The sequence below is a fragment of the Streptomyces sp. WAC 01529 genome (assembly GCF_003945545.1).
Lineage (GTDB): Bacteria > Actinomycetota > Actinomycetes > Streptomycetales > Streptomycetaceae > Streptomyces > Streptomyces anatolicus.
In genome coordinates this window covers 4,189,210-4,205,233 of the sequence record NZ_CP029617.1, presented here as the reverse complement: position 1 = coordinate 4,205,233, position 16,024 = coordinate 4,189,210, and the positions used below count along the sequence as shown (strand labels likewise).

The 16,024-nt window shown below is 71.8% G+C and carries 16 protein-coding genes; 8 read left to right on the top strand and 8 right to left on the bottom strand.

Annotated features, from left to right (window positions below; translation table 11 throughout):
• Window positions 1-138: 138 nt before the first annotated feature.
• A complete protein-coding gene (locus DMA15_RS18985) occupies window positions 139-711 on the top strand; it encodes an Lrp/AsnC family transcriptional regulator (RefSeq protein WP_240659852.1) in 573 nt (190 codons plus the stop codon).
• A 19-nt stretch (window positions 712-730) separates the two neighbouring features.
• Here DMA15_RS18985 and DMA15_RS18980 read toward each other — a convergent pair whose 3' ends face one another.
• Together DMA15_RS18980 and DMA15_RS18975 are read right to left on the bottom strand one after the other, a co-directional pair.
• Window positions 731-1,324: a TetR/AcrR family transcriptional regulator gene (locus tag DMA15_RS18980; protein ID WP_125513993.1), complete on the bottom strand. Its 594-nt coding sequence runs from the start codon at window positions 1,322-1,324 to the stop codon at window positions 731-733.
• Window positions 1,321-2,832 carry a 3-hydroxyacyl-CoA dehydrogenase gene (locus DMA15_RS18975; RefSeq protein ID WP_125513992.1) on the bottom strand — a complete coding sequence of 504 codons (1,512 nt, stop codon included), beginning with the start codon at window positions 2,830-2,832 and terminating at the stop codon, window positions 1,321-1,323. The genes DMA15_RS18980 and DMA15_RS18975 overlap by 4 nt, the downstream gene beginning before the upstream one ends.
• Before the next feature lie 195 nt (window positions 2,833-3,027).
• On the opposite strand from DMA15_RS18975, the gene paaN reads away from it, so the two are divergent.
• Complete coding sequence (gene paaN / locus DMA15_RS18970) at window positions 3,028-4,719, top strand: phenylacetic acid degradation protein PaaN (protein WP_125513991.1); 1,692 nt, start codon at window positions 3,028-3,030, stop codon at window positions 4,717-4,719.
• Between the two features lie 28 nt (window positions 4,720-4,747).
• Here paaN and DMA15_RS18965 read toward each other — a convergent pair whose 3' ends face one another.
• The 3 genes from DMA15_RS18965 to DMA15_RS18955 are packed head-to-tail and all read right to left on the bottom strand — an operon-like array spanning window position 4,748 to window position 7,688.
• Window positions 4,748-5,527 (bottom strand): TrmH family RNA methyltransferase, encoded by a 780-nt coding sequence (locus DMA15_RS18965; protein WP_125513990.1) that lies wholly within the window; start codon window positions 5,525-5,527, stop codon window positions 4,748-4,750.
• Complete coding sequence (locus DMA15_RS18960) at window positions 5,524-6,813, bottom strand: HTTM domain-containing protein (RefSeq protein ID WP_125513989.1); 1,290 nt, start codon at window positions 6,811-6,813, stop codon at window positions 5,524-5,526. The genes DMA15_RS18965 and DMA15_RS18960 overlap by 4 nt, the downstream gene beginning before the upstream one ends.
• Window positions 6,810-7,688, bottom strand: a complete 879-nt coding sequence (locus tag DMA15_RS18955; protein WP_125513988.1) for a DUF5819 family protein — start codon at window positions 7,686-7,688, stop codon at window positions 6,810-6,812. The genes DMA15_RS18960 and DMA15_RS18955 overlap by 4 nt, the downstream gene beginning before the upstream one ends.
• Window positions 7,689-7,877: 189 nt before the next feature.
• Between DMA15_RS18955 and paaA the strand changes: the two genes are divergently transcribed.
• From paaA to DMA15_RS18925, 6 genes are all read left to right on the top strand, one after another.
• Window positions 7,878-8,885, top strand: coding sequence for a 1,2-phenylacetyl-CoA epoxidase subunit PaaA (gene paaA, locus DMA15_RS18950; RefSeq protein WP_125513987.1), 1,008 nt, complete (start codon window positions 7,878-7,880; stop codon window positions 8,883-8,885).
• The gene (gene paaB / locus DMA15_RS18945; RefSeq protein WP_014155261.1) at window positions 8,882-9,172 is read left to right on the top strand and encodes a 1,2-phenylacetyl-CoA epoxidase subunit PaaB; all 291 of its coding nucleotides are present in this window, start codon (window positions 8,882-8,884) and stop codon (window positions 9,170-9,172) included. Before paaA ends, paaB begins: the two co-directional genes overlap by 4 nt.
• Window positions 9,173-9,264: 92 nt before the next feature.
• On the top strand, window positions 9,265-9,975 hold the full coding sequence (gene paaC / locus DMA15_RS18940; protein ID WP_125517870.1) for a 1,2-phenylacetyl-CoA epoxidase subunit PaaC: 711 nt from the start codon (window positions 9,265-9,267) through the stop codon (window positions 9,973-9,975).
• Entirely contained in the window at window positions 9,969-10,469 is a 501-nt protein-coding gene (paaD, locus tag DMA15_RS18935) for a 1,2-phenylacetyl-CoA epoxidase subunit PaaD (RefSeq protein WP_125513986.1), read from the top strand. The genes paaC and paaD overlap by 7 nt, the downstream gene beginning before the upstream one ends.
• On the top strand, window positions 10,469-11,542 hold the full coding sequence (locus DMA15_RS18930) for a 2Fe-2S iron-sulfur cluster-binding protein (RefSeq protein WP_125513985.1): 1,074 nt from the start codon (window positions 10,469-10,471) through the stop codon (window positions 11,540-11,542). Before paaD ends, DMA15_RS18930 begins: the two co-directional genes overlap by 1 nt.
• Before the next feature lie 242 nt (window positions 11,543-11,784).
• Window positions 11,785-12,918, top strand: a complete 1,134-nt coding sequence (locus DMA15_RS18925; protein ID WP_125513984.1) for an acyl-CoA dehydrogenase family protein — start codon at window positions 11,785-11,787, stop codon at window positions 12,916-12,918.
• Window positions 12,919-13,009: 91 nt separating this feature from the next.
• Here the strand turns inward: DMA15_RS18925 and DMA15_RS18920 are convergent, their stop codons facing one another.
• The 3 genes from DMA15_RS18920 to DMA15_RS18910 all read right to left on the bottom strand — a co-directional run bounded on the left by DMA15_RS18920 (window position 13,010) and on the right by DMA15_RS18910 (window position 16,000).
• Window positions 13,010-13,339 (bottom strand): rhodanese-like domain-containing protein, encoded by a 330-nt coding sequence (locus DMA15_RS18920; RefSeq protein ID WP_125517869.1) that lies wholly within the window; start codon window positions 13,337-13,339, stop codon window positions 13,010-13,012.
• A gap of 93 nt (window positions 13,340-13,432) precedes the next feature.
• A complete protein-coding gene (locus tag DMA15_RS18915; RefSeq protein WP_240660231.1) occupies window positions 13,433-14,227 on the bottom strand; it encodes a hypothetical protein in 795 nt (264 codons plus the stop codon).
• Window positions 14,228-14,542: 315 nt separating this feature from the next.
• On the bottom strand, window positions 14,543-16,000 hold the full coding sequence (locus tag DMA15_RS18910; RefSeq protein WP_164551787.1) for a DUF2252 domain-containing protein: 1,458 nt from the start codon (window positions 15,998-16,000) through the stop codon (window positions 14,543-14,545).
• Between the last annotated feature and the right edge of the window lie 24 nt (window positions 16,001-16,024).

Below are 16,024 nucleotides of genomic sequence, written 5' to 3'. Positions count from 1 at the left end.
CAGCGTTGTGATGCGCCTCACCTACCGATTGTTCGGTCGTCGGCACATTTTGGCTACAGGCACCTCCAGGCTGTGGACAAACGGTTCTGCACAGCCTGGGATGGATGCAGTACGTCCATGGTAGGGAGGCGGGGGGACATGGCATCTGAACGAATGGCCGACCAGCACGCCGGCGGCCACCCGGAGCCCCGAGTACCGGAACCCCGGCTGCCGGATCCCCGGCCGGTGGACGCCATCGACCGCGACATCCTCCAGATCCTGCACACGGACGGTCGCGCGTCGATACGTGCCGTGGCCGAACGCGTCCATGTGTCCCGCGCCAACGCGTACGCGCGCATCAACCGCCTCATCGACGACGGCGTCATCCGGGGCTTCGGGGCGCGCATCAACCACGAGCGCGCCGGGCAGGGCGCGTCCGCCTACATCACGCTCAAGATCGTCCAGAACACCTGGCGTACGGTGCGCGAGCATCTGCGCGCACTCCCCGGTGCGTCCCATATCGCGCTGGTCAGCGGCGACTTCGACGTACTTCTCCTGGTGCACACGCCGGACAACCGCGCCCTGCGCGAGCTGGTCCTCACCCGGCTGCAGTCCATTCCCGAGGTCCTCAGCACGCGTACGTTGCTGGTCTTCGAGGAGGAGGACCTGAACAACGCCGACACCACCGGCGAGAGCGCCGGGAGCGCCGGGAGCGCCGAGCCGGAGAGCTGACGGGAGCCGCCCGGCGGGCTCAGCGGTCGGTGCGCAGCCCCGCGAAGGCCAGCTTCACCACGGCGTCGGCGATCTCCGCGCCGTTGGCCGCCCCCCGGCTCTCCGGCCGGTACCACTCCACGATGGAGTTGATCATTCCGAAGAGCAGCCGGGTGGCCAGGCGCAGCTCGACGTCGGAGCGCAGGTCACCGTCCGCGACGGCTTCCTTCAGCAGCTCGGCCACCTGCTGGTCGAACTCCCTGCGCCGCTCCAGGGCCCACCGCTCGGTGCCCGTGTTGCCGCGCACGCGCAGCAGCAGCGTCACATAGGGCAGCTCGGCGACGAGGACCTCCACGGTGCGCCGCGTGACGTACTCCAGGCGCTCGACGGCGCTGCCCACGCGCGCGTGGTCCTCGGCGAGAATCCCGAAGAGCCCGTCGATGGCCCGGCTCACCGCGCGGCGCAGCAGCTCCTCCTTGCCCGCCACATGGTGGTAGATCGAGGACTTGGAGATACCGGCCGCCTTGGAGAGGTGCTCCATGGACGTGCCGTCGTAGCCGCGCTCGTTGAAAACCCGGACGGCGACGCTGAGCAGCGTCTCCGGGGTGTACGTGTCCCGCCGGGCGGTGGTCATGAGTACTCCTCTCGCACGGCCTGGCGCCGCAGGGCCTGGGAGGGCGCGTAACGCCCGGTGGGGTACTCGCCGTTCAGCAGGTCCAGCGCCTCGACCACGCGGTACGTGGTGAGGCGGCGGCCCCATTCGATCGGTCCGAGCGGGTAGTTGACGCCCAGGCGCATGGCGGTGTCGATGTCCTCGGCGTCCGCCGCCTCGCGGCCTACGGCGTCCAGGGCGAAGTCGACGAGCATCCACACCGTGCGGGCCACGATCATCCCCGGAGCGGGTCCGATGACGCTGACCTTCTTGCCGAGCGCCTGGAAGAGGCCGATCGCCTCCTTCAGGGCCTGCTCGCCCACCCGGCTGGAGGGGGCGAGGGCGATGCGGGTGGCGGTGCGGTAGTCCAGGGCGAGGTCGAAGTGGATGGTGGGCTCCGCCGCGGCGTCGGGGGACATCCCGTCGGCCAGTTCGAGCCGCGCGCCACCGGGCAGTTCGAGGGAGCCGGGGTAGCTCGGCACGTCCGTGCCCTGCTCGACCCGGATTCCGGCGTCCCGCATGAGGCCGATCAGGGCGTCCGCGGCGAAGAGTTCACCGTGGAGGGTGACCGTTTCGGGCGCCGTCTCGGGCCCGGCGGTGTGCGGTTCCGGGCGGGGGGCGTCGTCGCCGTACGCGTACCACCCCTGGCCCGACTTCCGGCCGAGGCGCCGTGACTCGACGAGCCGGCGCTGGGCGAGCGAGGGGGTGAACTTGGGGTCCTGGAAGAACGACTCCCACACGGAGCGCGTGACGGCTTCGTTGACGTCCTGGCCGATGAGGTCGGTGAGCTCGAAGGGGCCCATCTTGAACCCGCCGCACTCACGCAGGACCGCGTCGATCGTGGCGGGGTCGGCGACCCGCTCCTCGTGGAGGCGCAGCGCCTCGGCGTAGAAGGGCCTGGCGACGCGGTTGACGATGAAGCCGGGGGTGTCCGCGCAGCGCACCGGCGTCTTGCCCCACGCCTCGGCGGTCTCGTACGCGCGCGTGGCCGCCATCTCGTCGGTCGCGGAGCCGCTGACGACCTCGACGAGGGGGAGCAGCGGCGCGGGGTTGAAGAAGTGCAGGCCCACGAAGCGGCCCGGGTTGCTCAGGGCGCCCGCGATGGCGGTGACGGAGAGGGAGGAGGTGTTGGTGGCCAGCAGGCAGTCTCCGCCGACGATGTCCTCCAGCTCCTGGAACAGGCTCTGCTTGACGTCCAGTTGTTCCAGCACCGCCTCGATGACGAGGCCGCAGCCCGCCAGCTCCGCGAGGCTCTCGGCGGGCGCGAGCCGTGCGGCCGCGGCGGTGCGGTCGTCGGGGGTGAGCCTGCCCTTCTCCACGAGCCGGTCGAGCCGGGCGCCGATCGCGTCGGCCGCCGCCTTCGCCCGGCCGGGGGCCGCGTCGTACAGCCGCACGGGGTGGCCGGCCATCAGGGCGACCTGTGCGATGCCCTGACCCATGGTTCCGGTGCCCACCACGGCAACGGCGCTGCTGAGCTCGAGTGCTGTCATGTTCGCGATCCTCCCGCACGGTCCGCCGGCCGGCGGTTTCGGGGTGGCCGCGGAGAAGTTGTCCACAGGTTTGGCGGACCCTCTTGTCCCGACCGATCGTTCGGTTACTCTAGCTCTGTCAGCCAGTCCCCGCCCACTGTTCCCGCCCACTCGCCAGCTCGATGGAGAGCTGACCGACGAGGAGTTGGTCCTGTCATGGCCGCCGAACTCACCGCGCACCAGCTGATCGCCAAGCACCGGCCCACCCTCGATCAGGCGCTGGAGACCATCCGCACGCGCGCGTACTGGTCGCCGCACCCCGAACACCCCAAGGCGTACGGGGCGGACGGCAGCCTGAGCCTGCCCGAGGGCAAGGCCGCTTTCGACGCCCTCCAGGGCACCCGCTTCGACCTCGACCAGCCCGGCACGGACGACTGGGTCGGCGGCGAGGTCTCTCCGTACGGCCCGGAGCTGGGGATCACGTATCCCCACCCGGACATCGACACGCTGCTGCCGGCCATGCGCGCCGGAATGCGCGCCTGGCGCGAGGCGGGCGCGGAGACGCGCGCGATGGTCTGCCTGGAGATCCTGGCCCGGGTCAGCGCCCGCACGCACGAGTTGGCGCACGCGGTCATGCACACCAGCGGCCAGGCCTTCATGATGGCCTTCCAGGCGGGCGGCCCGCACGCCCAGGACCGCGGCCTGGAAGCGATCGCGTATGCCTATGTGGAGCAGGCCCGCACCCCCGACACCGCCGAGTGGCACAAGCCCCAGGGCAAGCGCGACCCCCTCGCCATGAACAAGCGGTTCACGCCCGTGGCGCGCGGCCTCTCGCTCCTGATCGGCTGCAACACCTTCCCGACGTGGAACGGCTACCCCGGGCTCTTCGCCTCGCTCGCGACCGGCAACCCCGTCCTGGTCAAGCCCCACCCGCGCGCGGTGCTGCCGCTCGCGCTCACGGTGCGGATCGCCCGTGAGGTCCTCGCGGAGGCGGGCTTCGACCCGAACCTGGTCGCGCTGGCCGCCGAGCGGCCCGGCGAAGGCATCGCCAAGACCCTCGCCGTACGCCCCGAGATCAAGATCATCGACTACACGGGGTCGACGTCCTTCGGCGACTGGCTGGAGGCCAACGCCCGCCAGGCGCAGGTCTACACGGAGAAGGCCGGTGTCAACACGGTCGTCGTCGACTCGACGGACAACTACAAGGGAATGCTGGCCAACCTCGCCTTCTCCCTGTCCCTCTACAGCGGCCAGATGTGCACCACCCCGCAGAACCTCCTCATCCCGCGCGACGGCATCGAGACGGACGCCGGAGCGAAGTCGTACGACGACGTGGTGGCCGACCTGGCGGCCTCAGTGAACGGCCTCCTGGGCGACGACGCCCGGGCGAACGGCATCCTGGGCGCGCTGGTCAACCCGGACGTGAAGACCCGTCTGGAGTCGGCCGCCGGCCTCGGTGAAGTGGCCCTCCCCTCAAGGGAGATCACCAACCCCGACTTCCCGGACGCCGTCGTGCGCACCCCGGTGATCGTCAAGCTGGACGGCGCGAAGCCGGACGCCGAGGCGGCCTACCTGAGCGAGTGCTTCGGACCGGTCTCCTTCGCGGTCGCCGTCGACTCCGCGGCCGACGCGGTGGAGCTGCTGCGTCGCACGGTGCGCGACAAGGGAGCGATGACCGTAGGGGCGTACACCACGTCGGACGAGCTCTCCGCGGCCATCGAGGAGACCTGCCTGGAGGAGTGCGCGCAGCTGTCCCTGAACCTCACGGGCGGGGTCTATGTGAACCAGACGGCGGCGTTCTCGGACTTCCACGGCTCGGGCGGCAACCCCGCGGCGAACGCCGCGCTGTGCGACGGCGCGTTCGTCGCCAACCGCTTCCGTGTGGTGGAGATCCGCAAGGACGCGTGACCCGCGCCAAGAGCGTGCCCCGGCGGGTTCAGGTCTCCAGGGCCGGAGGCCTGCCCGCCGACCAGTGGAAGAGCGCCATGCCGACGCTCGTCGCCAGGTTGTAGCTGGAGACCTGGGGGCGCATCGGCAGGGACACCAGGTGGTCCGCCCGCTCCCGCAGCCCCGCCGACAGGCCGCTGCGCTCGGACCCGAAGGCGAGTACGGCGTCGTCCGGGAGCTTCAGCCCCCGGATGTCGTCGCCCTCCGCGTCGAGCGCGAACACCGGCCCGGGCGGCAGCTCGGCGACCTCCATCCGCTCCACGGCCGTCGCGAAGTGCAGACCCGCACCACCGCGTACGACCGTGGGGTGCCAGGGGTCGAGCGTCCCCGTCGTGACGACCCCGGTTGCCCCGAATCCGGCGGCGAGCCGGATCACCGCCCCCGCGTTGCCGAGATTGCGGGGGTCGTCGAGCACGACGACCGGCGCGGTCCTCGGCATACGGCCCAGCGCGTCGAGGTTGGCCGCGCGCGAGGGACGCAGGGCCAGGGCGGCCGTCGCGGTGGGATGCAGGCGCGGCACCAGCGCGCGCAGCCGCTCCTCGGGGATCTCCACCAGGAGCGCGTCCAGCGCGTCCCTCACATCCGGCGCGAGGTCGTCCGCGAGGGCCAGCACACCGGCCCGGTCGCCGGTCAGCGCGACCGGCACGCGCGCGCCGAAGCGCAGCGCGTGCTTGATCGCGTGGAAGCCGTCGAGCAGCACGGCTGTGTCGGCGAGCCCGCGCCAGGCGCGCACGGCGCCGTCGGGGTCCTCCGCGTCCGTCCTGTTCATGGAGTGAAGCCTACGCGCGCGTGCTCGGCGGGCTCCTCGTCCTGGCGCCGGTCAGCGGTCGCGGCCCGCCTCCGCCACACGCGGGAAACCAACGCTCCACGCGCGCGTGCCACCCCTCCACCAAGGCGCCGCAGGAACGACGTCGGCAGGAACACCGCGTCGGCCGTGATCATCGCGAGCGAGAAGAACGGCAGCCCCAGGACGACGGCGATGACGGCGTGCTCGAAGATCATCGCCGCGAGCAGGACGTTCTTCACCCGGCGGTTGAAGAGGGTGAAGGGGAAGGCCACCTGCACGGCGACCGTCCCGTAGGTCACGAGGAGCAGGATCAGGCCGTTGGACGAGAGCAGTTCGGAGAGGGTGTGCCACGGGGAGAAGTAGTCGAGGTTCAGCGGGTAGTAGACGGCCGTGCCGTCCTGCCAGCGACTGCCCTGGATCTTGTACCAGCCCGCGGTGGCGTAGATCAGGCAGGCCTCGACCATGATGACGAGCAGGCCGGCGTTGTGGGCGAGGTTGGCGACGACGTCGAGCAGCTTGCGCAGCTCGCTGTGCGGGGCGCGCCTCCCAACGGCCCACCACAGGCCGTGCACCAGCCACAGCCCCCAGAAGATCAGCAGCCATCCACGGCTGAGTTCCCCCATGAAGGTCACGACGGACAAGGCGATCCCGAGAACCGACCACAAGACGGGCCCCACCGGGTCGACACGGCCCGCCTTCCGGGCGGAGTCCGCCCTCTCGACCCTGCCCGCACTCTCGGCACTGCCCGCCCTCTCGGCACCGGCCGCCGAGTCGGCGAGGGCCTGCCCACGCGCGCGTGCCGCTCGCCGCGCGTCGAGCGACCAGACCTGGGCGCACCGGGTGAGCACCAGGTAGGTCGCCATCAGGTGGATGACGTTGTCGCCGCCGTCGCCGATGAAGATGCTGCGGTTCTGCAGCGACAGCACGCCGATCATGAAGAGCACGGACATCGCGCGCGTATGCCAGCCGAGCATCAGCAGGGCGCTGCTGAGGATCGCCAGCGCGTAGACCACCTCGAACCAGAGCCGCCCGTCCGACCACATCAGGGCGGTGAAGGCGCCGTTGCCCGAGATGAGCTGCCGTGCCATGCCCCAGTCCCAGGGGCCGTCGGGACCGTACATCTCATGGCGGTGGGGGAGTTCGCGCAGCAGGAAGAAGAGCCAGGTGCCGGCGAACCCGATACGGACCACGGCGGTCTGGTACGGGCCGAGGGCGAACCCGGTGACCTTGCTGAGCCCCTGTGCCAGCGGGAGTTCGTGACGGGTCACCTGGCGGTCCCTTCCGCGCCCGCGAGCGGCAGGTCGTCGGGGGTCACCGTCCACCACGCGAGCAGCCGGTACACCGGCTTCGGGGAGACCTTCTCCTCGCTCCACTTCGGTGGCCGTACATTCGTGGTCCTGGAGCGCAGCTGCACGCGCGCGATGGTGTCGCCCTTGCCGCCGGGCCGCTCCCGGTCGAGCCGCATGTACGCGATGCGGCGGATGTACTGCTCGGAGAGCTGCCCCCGCAGGCCGACGGGACGATTCTGCGCGTCGTGCGAGCCCACGTAGAAGTCCCAGGCGCGGCGCAGTTCGTTCTGCCGCGTGTGGCTGGGCAGCAGGCTGCCGTCGATGGCGGCGCCGTCCTGCGCGGAGAGGTCGTACCAATCGGTGGTGCGCACCCCTCCGCCCGCCGTACGAAGCTCCGCCCTGGCCTGCACCGCGATGTTCTGCTGGAGTGGGTTGGGGGCGAAGAGCTTCCAGTTCTGCTCGAACTCGGGGTAGACCCACGCGTCGACCACGTCGCCGTGCTGCTTGGTCAGGGTGTTCGAGGGAGCGACGTGGAAGAAGAGCATCGCCACGTGGACACACGCGGCCACAGCGATGAGCGCGAGGGCGCAGGCCGCGGCGATCTGGTAGCCGAGCTTGAGCCCGGCGATACCGACGCGGTCGGTCTCCGGCGCGGATTCCGGAGCGGATTCCGGCGCGGCTTCCGGAGCGGCGGCCTCAGGCACGGCTTGCACGCGGGCTCCCGGCACGGCTTGCGGGCCGACTTCCGGCACGGCTCGCGGGCCGGTTCCCGGACCAGTTTCCGGGCCGCCGACCGGCCTCTCAGGACCGGCGGGCCCCCTGTCGGAGCCCTCCTCGTACCCGTCCCCGTCCATTCCGCCCCGTTCCCGTTCCCCGCTCCCACGCCGAACCCTGCCGCCGGAACGGTACTCAGGCCGACCCCCCGCGCACAGCGTTCGCGAAGTTATCCACAGGGTTGACACCTTATGGCGGCGCGCCGCACCATTGAATTCCAACGAACCGAACGATCGGTCGGTTCGTCGCTCAGGTCGAGGGGGACCGAGATGGCGACAGCAGCCGCACACACGGCGGCGGGGACGGAGCCGGGCGAGGCCGCGCACCCGGCGGCCTCCTCCGCGCGCACGGCCGAGCAGCAGGCCGCCTTCGACGAGGCGGTCGCCGCCGACGAGCGGATCGAGCCGCGCGACTGGATGCCGGACGCCTATCGCGCGACCCTGGTCCGCCAGATCGCGCAGCACGCGCACTCCGAGATCATCGGCATGCAGCCCGAGGCGAACTGGATCACGCGCGCCCCCTCCCTGCGGCGCAAGGCGATCCTGATGGCCAAGGTCCAGGACGAGGCCGGCCACGGCCTGTATCTCTACAGCGCCGCCGAGACCCTGGGAACCAGCCGCGAGGAGCTGCTCGACAAGCTGCACTCGGGCCGCCAGAAGTACTCATCGATCTTCAACTACCCCACGCTGACCTGGGCGGACGTAGGCGCGATCGGCTGGCTCGTGGACGGCGCGGCGATCACCAACCAAGTCCCCCTGTGCCGCTGTTCGTATGGTCCCTACGCCCGCGCGATGGTCCGCGTCTGCAAGGAGGAGTCCTTCCACCAGCGCCAGGGGTATGAGTCCTTGCTCGCCCTCAGCCGCGGCACCAAGGCCCAGCACGAGATGGCGCAGGACGCGGTGAACCGCTGGTGGTGGCCCTCGCTGATGATGTTCGGCCCGCCCGACGACGAGTCCTCGCACTCGGAGCAGTCGATGACGTGGAAGATCAAGCGCCATTCGAACGACGAGTTGCGCCAGCGCTTCGTGGACATCTGCGTCCCCCAGGCCGAGTCGCTCGGCCTGACCCTCCCCGACCCGGACCTGGTGTGGAACGAGGCCCGGGGGCACTACGACTTCGGCCCGATCGACTGGACCGAGTTCTGGGCCGTCCTCAAGGGGAACGGCCCCTGCAACGACCAGCGCATCACCCAGCGCAGGCGCGCCCACGAGGAGGGCGTCTGGGTCCGGGAGGCCGCGGCCGCCTACGCCGCGAAGCACGGAAAGGCGACAGCATGAGCAGCTCGACCGACTGGCCGCTGTGGGAGGTCTTCGTCCGCTCCCGCCGCGGGCTCTCCCACACCCACGCCGGCAGCCTGCACGCCCCGGACGCGGAGATGGCCCTGCGCAACGCCCGCGATCTGTACACCCGCAGGAGCGAGGGCGTCTCCCTCTGGGTCGTGCCCTCCACGGCGATCACCGCCTCCTCGCCGGACGAGAAGGACTCCTTCTTCGAACCGGCCGGTGACAAGCCCTACCGCCACCCGACGTTCTACGAGATCCCGGACGGGGTGAAGCACCTGTGACCGCCACGCCCACGCCCGCCGCGGCCCCCACGCCCACCCCGGCACCCACTTCCGCGGCCGCGTCCGCCCAGGCCGCCGCCCCGGCCCGCGCGCTGCCCGCGAACGTGGCCGCGCTCGCCCTGGGCGACGACGCCCTGGTGCTCTCGCACCGCCTGGGGGAGTGGGCGGGACACGCCCCCGTCCTCGAAGAGGAGGTCGCCCTGGCGAACATCGCCCTCGACCTGCTCGGCCAGGCCCGCGTCCTGCTCTCCCTGGCCGGTGACGAGGACGAGCTGGCGTACCTCCGCGAGGAGCGCGCCTTCCGCAACCTCCAGCTGGTCGAGCAGCCGAACGGCGACTTCGCCCACACCATCGCCCGCCAGCTCTACTTCTCCACCTACCAAACCCTGCTGTACGGCCAGTTGGCGTCCGGCGAGAGCGAGTTGGCGCCCCTGGCCGCGAAGGCCGTCAAAGAAGTCACCTACCACCAGGACCACGCCGAGCAGTGGACGCTGCGGCTCGGCGACGGGACGGCCGAGAGCCACGAGCGGATGCGGCGCGGCCTGGACGCGCTCTGGCGGTTCACCGGCGAGATGTTCCAGCCGGTGGACGGCATCGACGTCGACTTCGAGGCGCTGCGGGAGAGCTGGACGGCCTCGGTGACGGCCGTCATCGAGCGGGCCACGCTGAGCGTGCCCGACGGACCGCAGAGCGGCGCGTGGACGGCGGGCGCCGGACGCCAGGGCCTGCACACCGAGCCGTTCGGCCGGATGCTCGCCGAGATGCAGCACCTGCACCGCAGCCACCCGGGGGCGTCATGGTGACCACCGCGCCCACCGCGCTGGAGGCGGAGCTGCTGGCCCTCGCGGGCTCGGTGCCGGACCCCGAGCTGCCCGTGCTGACCCTGGCCGACCTCGGCGTCGTGCGCGGCGTGCGGGTCCTCGCCCCCGGCAGGGTCGACGTCGAGCTGACCCCGACGTACACCGGCTGCCCGGCGATCGAGGCCATGACATCCGACATAGAGCAGGTGCTGCACGACCGCGGCATCCCCGAGGTATCTGTGCGCACGGTGCTCTCCCCCGCCTGGTCGACGGATGACATCAGCGCCGAGGGCCGCCGCAAGCTGGCCGAGTTCGGCATAGCGCCCCCGCGCTCCCACCCGGCGGACGGCCCCATCCCGTTGAGCCTCTCGATCCGCTGCCCGCACTGCGGATCGACCGACACGGAGCTGCTCAGCCGCTTCTCCTCCACCGCGTGCAAGGCGCTGCGCCGCTGCGCCGCCTGCCGTGAACCCTTCGACCACTTCAAGGAGTTGTGATGGCCCGCTTCCACCCGCTCCGGGTAGCGGCGGTCGACCGGCTCACCGACGACTCCGTGACGCTGACCTTCGACGTGCCGCCCGCGCTGCGCGAGGAGTACCGCTTCGCTCCCGGCCAGCACCTCGCGCTCCGCCGTTTCGTCGAGGGCACCGAGATCCGCCGGACGTACTCGATCTGCTCCCCCGCCCCGCGCCCCGACGCCCCCGGGGAGCCCCGGACGCTGCGGGTCGGGGTGCGCCTCGTGGAGGACGGCGCCTTCTCGACGTACGCCTTCAAGGAGCTGAACGTGGGCGACGAGCTGGAGGTGATGACCCCGGCCGGACGCTTCACCCTGGACCCGGCCCCGGGGCGCTATGCCGCAGTGGTCGGCGGCAGCGGGATCACCCCGGTGCTCTCCATCGTCACCACACTCCTGGAGCGCGAGCCGCGGGCCGACTTCTGCCTGATACGCAGCGATCGCACCGCCGCCTCGACGATGTTCCTGGAGGAGGTCGCCGACCTCAAGGATCGCTGGCCGGACCGCTTCCAGCTGGTGACCGTCCTCTCCCGGGAGGAGCAACAGGCAGGCCTCGACTCCGGGCGGCTCGACGAGGAGCGGCTCACCCGTCTTCTGCCGGCGCTGCTGCCCGTGGCGGAGATCGCGGGCTGGTTCCTGTGCGGCCCGTTCGGCCTGGTGCAGGGCGCGGAGCGGACCCTGCGCGCCCTCGGCGTGGACCGTCGGCGCATCCACGAGGAGATCTTCCACGTGGACGGCGGCCTGGCCACCGCGCCCGCGACCCCGGCGGCCACACCCGCGCACAGCACGGTGACGGTGACCCTGGACGGCCGCTCGGGCACCTGGCCGGTCCTCGACGGTGAGTCCCTCCTGGAGACAGTGCTGCGCAACCGCGCGGACGCGCCCTACGCCTGCAAGGGCGGGGTCTGCGGGACCTGTCGCGCCTTCCGGGTCTCGGGCGGGGTCCGCATGGACCGGAATTTCGCGCTGGAGCCGGAGGAGACAGAGGCCGGATATGTGCTGGCCTGCCAGTCGCACCCGACGACGGACACAGTGGAGCTGGACTTCGACCGCTGAGAGGCGAATCCGCCGGGAGGCGCCGAGAGACAAACCGCCGAGGAGGGCACGGCCAAGAATCAGCTGAGCTGTCAGAAGTCCCTGCCAAGGAGTAGCTGCTGAGAAGTCACTGCCAAGAGGCAGCTGCCGAGGAGTAGCCGCCGTGGCGTCAGGCTGAGGCGCCGCCCCTGTTCCCTTCCGCTAGAACCTGTTCTATCTTGACGCCCCGTCAGGTACGGAACCGGTGCACGGGAGGACAGCCAGTGGACTTCACCTTCACCGAGGAACAGCAGGCCGTGGTCGAGGCCGCGAAGGCACTCTTCGCCGATGTCGCGCCGGACCAGGTGCCGAGCCCCGCCCTCACGCCCGGTGCCGTCGCCGAGGACTTCGACCGCGCCCTGTGGTCCCGGCTCGCCGATGCCGACCTGCTCGGCCTGCTCATCGGCGCCGAGCACGGCGGTGTGGGCCTCGATCCGATCGCCCTGTGCCTGGTGCTCCGCGAGTCCGCGAAGGTCCTCGCGCGGGTGCCGCTCCTGGAGAGCAGCGCCGCCGCGTGGGTTGTACAGGCCCATGGCGGCGCCGAGTTGAGGGAGCGGGTCCTGCCGCGGGCCGCTCGGGGGGAGCTGGTCCTGACGGTCGCCGCCAACGGCCGCACGGGCCACGATCCGGCCGAACTCGCCGTCACCGCCCGGCGCGACGGCGACGGCTGGCTCCTGGACGGGCTCCAGACGGCCGTGCCCTGGGCGCACAACGCCGACCTCGTCGTCCTGCCCGCCCACACCCCCGAGGGCCGCCCCCTCCTCGCCCTCGTCCCCCGCGTCCACGAAGGCCTCACCCTGGCCGAGCAGTACTCCACAAGCGGCGAGCGCCTTGGCGAGCTGCACCTGGAGGCCGTGCGCGTCGCCGACGCCGATGTCATCGAGGCCGACGGCGCCTGGGACCGCCTGCGCGACCTGCTCGCCACCGGCACCTGCGCGCTGGCCCTGGGTCTCGGCGAGGGCGTCCTGCGGATGACCGGTGAATACACCAGCAAGCGCGAGCAGTTCGGCCACCCCGTCGCCACGTTCCAGGCCGTGGCGGTGCAGGCCGCCGACCGCTACATCGACCTGCGCGCGATGGAGGTCACCCTCTGGCAGGCCGCCTGGCGCATCAGCACTACGGCGGAGAGCGCGCTGCCGGTGGCGGGAGACGTGGCGGTCGCCAAGATCTGGGCGTCGGACGGCGTACGCAGGGTCGTGCAGACGGCCCAGCACCTGCACGGAGGCTTCGGCGCCGACACCGACTACCCCCTGCACCGCTACCACGCCTGGGCCAAGCAGCTGGAGCTGTCCCTCGGTCCGTCCGCAGCGCACGAGGAGGCACTGGGCGACCTACTGGCCGCCCACGCGCTCAGCTGAGAGCGGCGGAGCCGCGAGGATCCGAGGAACCGCAGGTGACTCCGCGGAACCGCAGACGACTCCGCGGACCCGCAGATGACTCCGAGGAACCTCAGATGACAGCGCCCGGCTGTCCCTTGTCGTCGACGACCGGGCGCCCGGAGGCCTCCCAGGCCTCCATGCCGCCGGCGACATTCACCGCGTCGATGCCCTGCTGCCCGAGGTACATGGCGACCTGGGCGGAGCGCCCGCCGGACCGGCAGATGACGTTGACCTTGCCGTCCTGCGGCGCGGCCTCAGTCAACTCGCCGTACCGGGCGACGAATTCACTCACCGGGATGTGCAGCGCGCCCGCGGCGTGGCCCGCCTGCCATTCGTCGTCCTCCCGGACGTCCAGCAGAAAGTCACCGCTCGTGAGGTCGTCGACGCCGACGGTGGGCACTTGAGATCCGAAAGCCATGCCCCGACGCTACCCGACGGACCACGTCCCACGGCCCACGGACAGGACCACGAGGCCGGGCCTGCACGGCCACGGCTACGCCGTCAGCCGCTCCAGCTCGGCCTCGCGCTCGGCGACCTGCGCGAGCAGTTGCTCGGCGATCTCGTCGAGGAGCGTGTCGGGGTCGTCCGGGGCGATGCGCAGCATGCCGCCGATCGCGCTCTCCTCCAGCTCCTTGGCGAGGACGGAGAGGAGTTCCTTGCGCTGGGCGAGCCATTCGAGCCGCGCGTACAGCTCCTCGCTGCGGGTGAGCCGCTGCTCCTCGGGCACGGGTCCCGCGGCCCACTCCTCGGACAGCTCCCGCAGCAGCGCCTCGTCGCCACGGGCGTACGCCGCGTTGACGCGCGTGATGAACTCCTCGCGCCGCTGCCGCTCGCCCTCCTCCTGCGCCAGGTCCGGATGCGCCTTGCGGACCAGGTCGCGGTAGAGCTTGCGGGCCTCCTCGCCGGGGCGCACACGCTGCGGCGGCCGCACCGACTGATCGGTCAGCATCGCGGCGGCCTCGGGGTAGAGCCCCTCGTCGTCCATCCAGCCGTGGAACAGCTCCTCGACGCCCGGCATCGGCATGACCCGCGCCCGCGCCTCGTCCGCCTTGCGCCGGTCCTCGGGGTCGCCTGTGCGGGCCGCGGTGGCCTCGGCGATCCGCGCGTCCAGTTCGTCCAGGCGCGCGTACATCGGGCCGAGCTTCTGGTGGTGCAGGCGGGAGAAGTTCTCGACCTCCACCCGGAAGGTCTCCAACGCGATCTCGTACTCGATCAGCGCCTGCTCGGCGGCGCGCACGGCCCTCTCCAGGCGCTCCTCGGGCCGCTCAGGCACCGCGCCCGCGCCCACGTCGCTCCGGCCCTCGTCCGGCTGCCCGCCGCGCTCGTCGTCACGCTCCTGGCGCCGCCCCTCGGACCGCGCCCTGAGCCGCTCCTTGAGCTGGTGCTTGAGCCGCCCTTCGGGGCCCGCCTGCCGCGACTCCTCGCCGGGAGTCTCAGGAGTCTCGGGCTGCGGTGGCTCGGCTTCCGGGATCGTCACCCGCCCAGCGTAGGCCACGGAGGCCCCCGCCCCAGAAGCCCGGCAGCTCCGCTCACCGACAGCCACCCAGGAGCCCGGCCGCTCCGCCCGCCCACAGCCGGCCGGAACCCCGGTCGCCCACGAACCTCACACCCCCACCTCCGCCGCCACCCGCCCCTCCTTGACCGCCCGCACCAGCAGCGCGTGATCCTCCTCCGTGCGGTCCGCGTACGCCGTCGCGAAGCGCGAGATCGCCGCGTCCAGCGCATCACCCTTGCCGCAGTACCCGGCTATGAGGCGCGGATCGGCGCTGTGTGCGTGGGCGCGGGCCAGCAGGGCGCCGGTCATGCGGCCGTAGTCGTCGAGCTGGTCGGCGGTCAGCCCGGCCGGGTCCACGCTGCCCTTGCGGTTCCTGAACTGGCGTACCTGGAAAGGCAGACCGTCCACCGTCGTCCACCCCAGCAGGAAGTCGCTGACGACCTGCATCCGCTTCTGGCCGAGCACCACCCGGTGCCCCTCGTGCCCGGTCTCGGGCACCTCGAAGCCCGCCTCGGGCAGATGCGGAAGCAGCGCGGAGGGCCGCGCCTCCTTGACCTGGAGGATCAGCGGCTCGCCCCGGTGGTCGAGCAGCAGCACCACATACGACCGCAGGCCGACGCTGCCCGTGCCCACGACGCGGAACGCCACGTCCTGGATCGCGTACCTCCCGATCAGCGGCAGCCGGTCCTCGGCGAGCGTCCCCAGATACTCCTCCAGGGAAGCGGCCACCTGGGCCGCCTCCGCGTCCGGTACGCGCCGCAGTACGGGAGGGGCGTCGACGAAGCGCCGCCCCACCGAACCGTCCTCCCCCTCGACCGGCTCCGTCGACTTCGCGGCGAACCGCGCGCTCGTGTTCTGCCGGGCCTTCTGGGAGACCTGCTCCAGCGTGCCGAGGAGGTCGCGCGCGTCCGTGTGCGAGACCAACTCCTCGTCCGCGATGGCGTTCCACGCGTCCAGGGCGGGCAGCTTCGCGAGCAGCCGCATGGTGCGGCGATAGGCCCCCACCGCGTCCAGCGCCGCCTCCGCGCACACATCCTCACCGGCGCCCGCCTCGCGCCCCGCGAGCACCAGCGAGGTGGCGAGGCGCTTGAGGTCCCACTCCCAGGGTCCGTACACCGTCTCGTCGAAGTCGTTGAGGTCGATGACGAGCCCACCCCGCGCGTCCGCGTAGAGCCCGAAGTTCGCCGCGTGCGCGTCACCGCATATCTGCGCGCCGATGCCGGTCAGCGGGGCGCGCGCGAGGTCGTACGCCATGAGTCCCGCGGAGCCCCGCAGGAACGCGAAGGGAGAGGCCGTCATCCTGCCGACCCGGATCGGCGTCAGCTCAGGGAGCCTGCTGCGGTTCGACGCCTCCACGGCCGTCACGGCGTCGGGGCGCCCCGCGTCCACCTCGAACCGCGCGTGCTCCGAGCGCGGGACCCGCTTCCGCAGCGCCTTGCCCTCACCCTTGGGCGACCCCTGCGCGGGCGCCGGCCACGCCGCGAACCCCGGCACCTCCGGCAGCCTCGCGTCCGCCCGCCCCTGCCGCCCACGCTGTCCGGGAATCGCCTTCCCCAGCTCCGCCATGCCCATCGCCCCCGCCGACCGTCA

Coding starts and splice junctions, on each gene's coding strand:
- DMA15_RS18985 (WP_240659852.1), top strand. CDS start 139: ATGGCATCTGAACGAATGGCCGACCAGCACGCCGGCGGCCACCCGGAG.
- DMA15_RS18980 (WP_125513993.1), bottom strand. CDS start 1,324: ATGACCACCGCCCGGCGGGACACGTACACCCCGGAGACGCTGCTCAGC.
- DMA15_RS18975 (WP_125513992.1), bottom strand. CDS start 2,832: ATGACAGCACTCGAGCTCAGCAGCGCCGTTGCCGTGGTGGGCACCGGA.
- paaN (WP_125513991.1), top strand. CDS start 3,028: ATGGCCGCCGAACTCACCGCGCACCAGCTGATCGCCAAGCACCGGCCC.
- DMA15_RS18965 (WP_125513990.1), bottom strand. CDS start 5,527: ATGAACAGGACGGACGCGGAGGACCCCGACGGCGCCGTGCGCGCCTGG.
- DMA15_RS18955 (WP_125513988.1), bottom strand. CDS start 7,688: ATGGACGGGGACGGGTACGAGGAGGGCTCCGACAGGGGGCCCGCCGGT.
- paaA (WP_125513987.1), top strand. CDS start 7,878: ATGGCGACAGCAGCCGCACACACGGCGGCGGGGACGGAGCCGGGCGAG.
- paaB (WP_014155261.1), top strand. CDS start 8,882: ATGAGCAGCTCGACCGACTGGCCGCTGTGGGAGGTCTTCGTCCGCTCC.
- paaD (WP_125513986.1), top strand. CDS start 9,969: ATGGTGACCACCGCGCCCACCGCGCTGGAGGCGGAGCTGCTGGCCCTC.
- DMA15_RS18930 (WP_125513985.1), top strand. CDS start 10,469: ATGGCCCGCTTCCACCCGCTCCGGGTAGCGGCGGTCGACCGGCTCACC.
- DMA15_RS18910 (WP_164551787.1), bottom strand. CDS start 16,000: ATGGCGGAGCTGGGGAAGGCGATTCCCGGACAGCGTGGGCGGCAGGGG.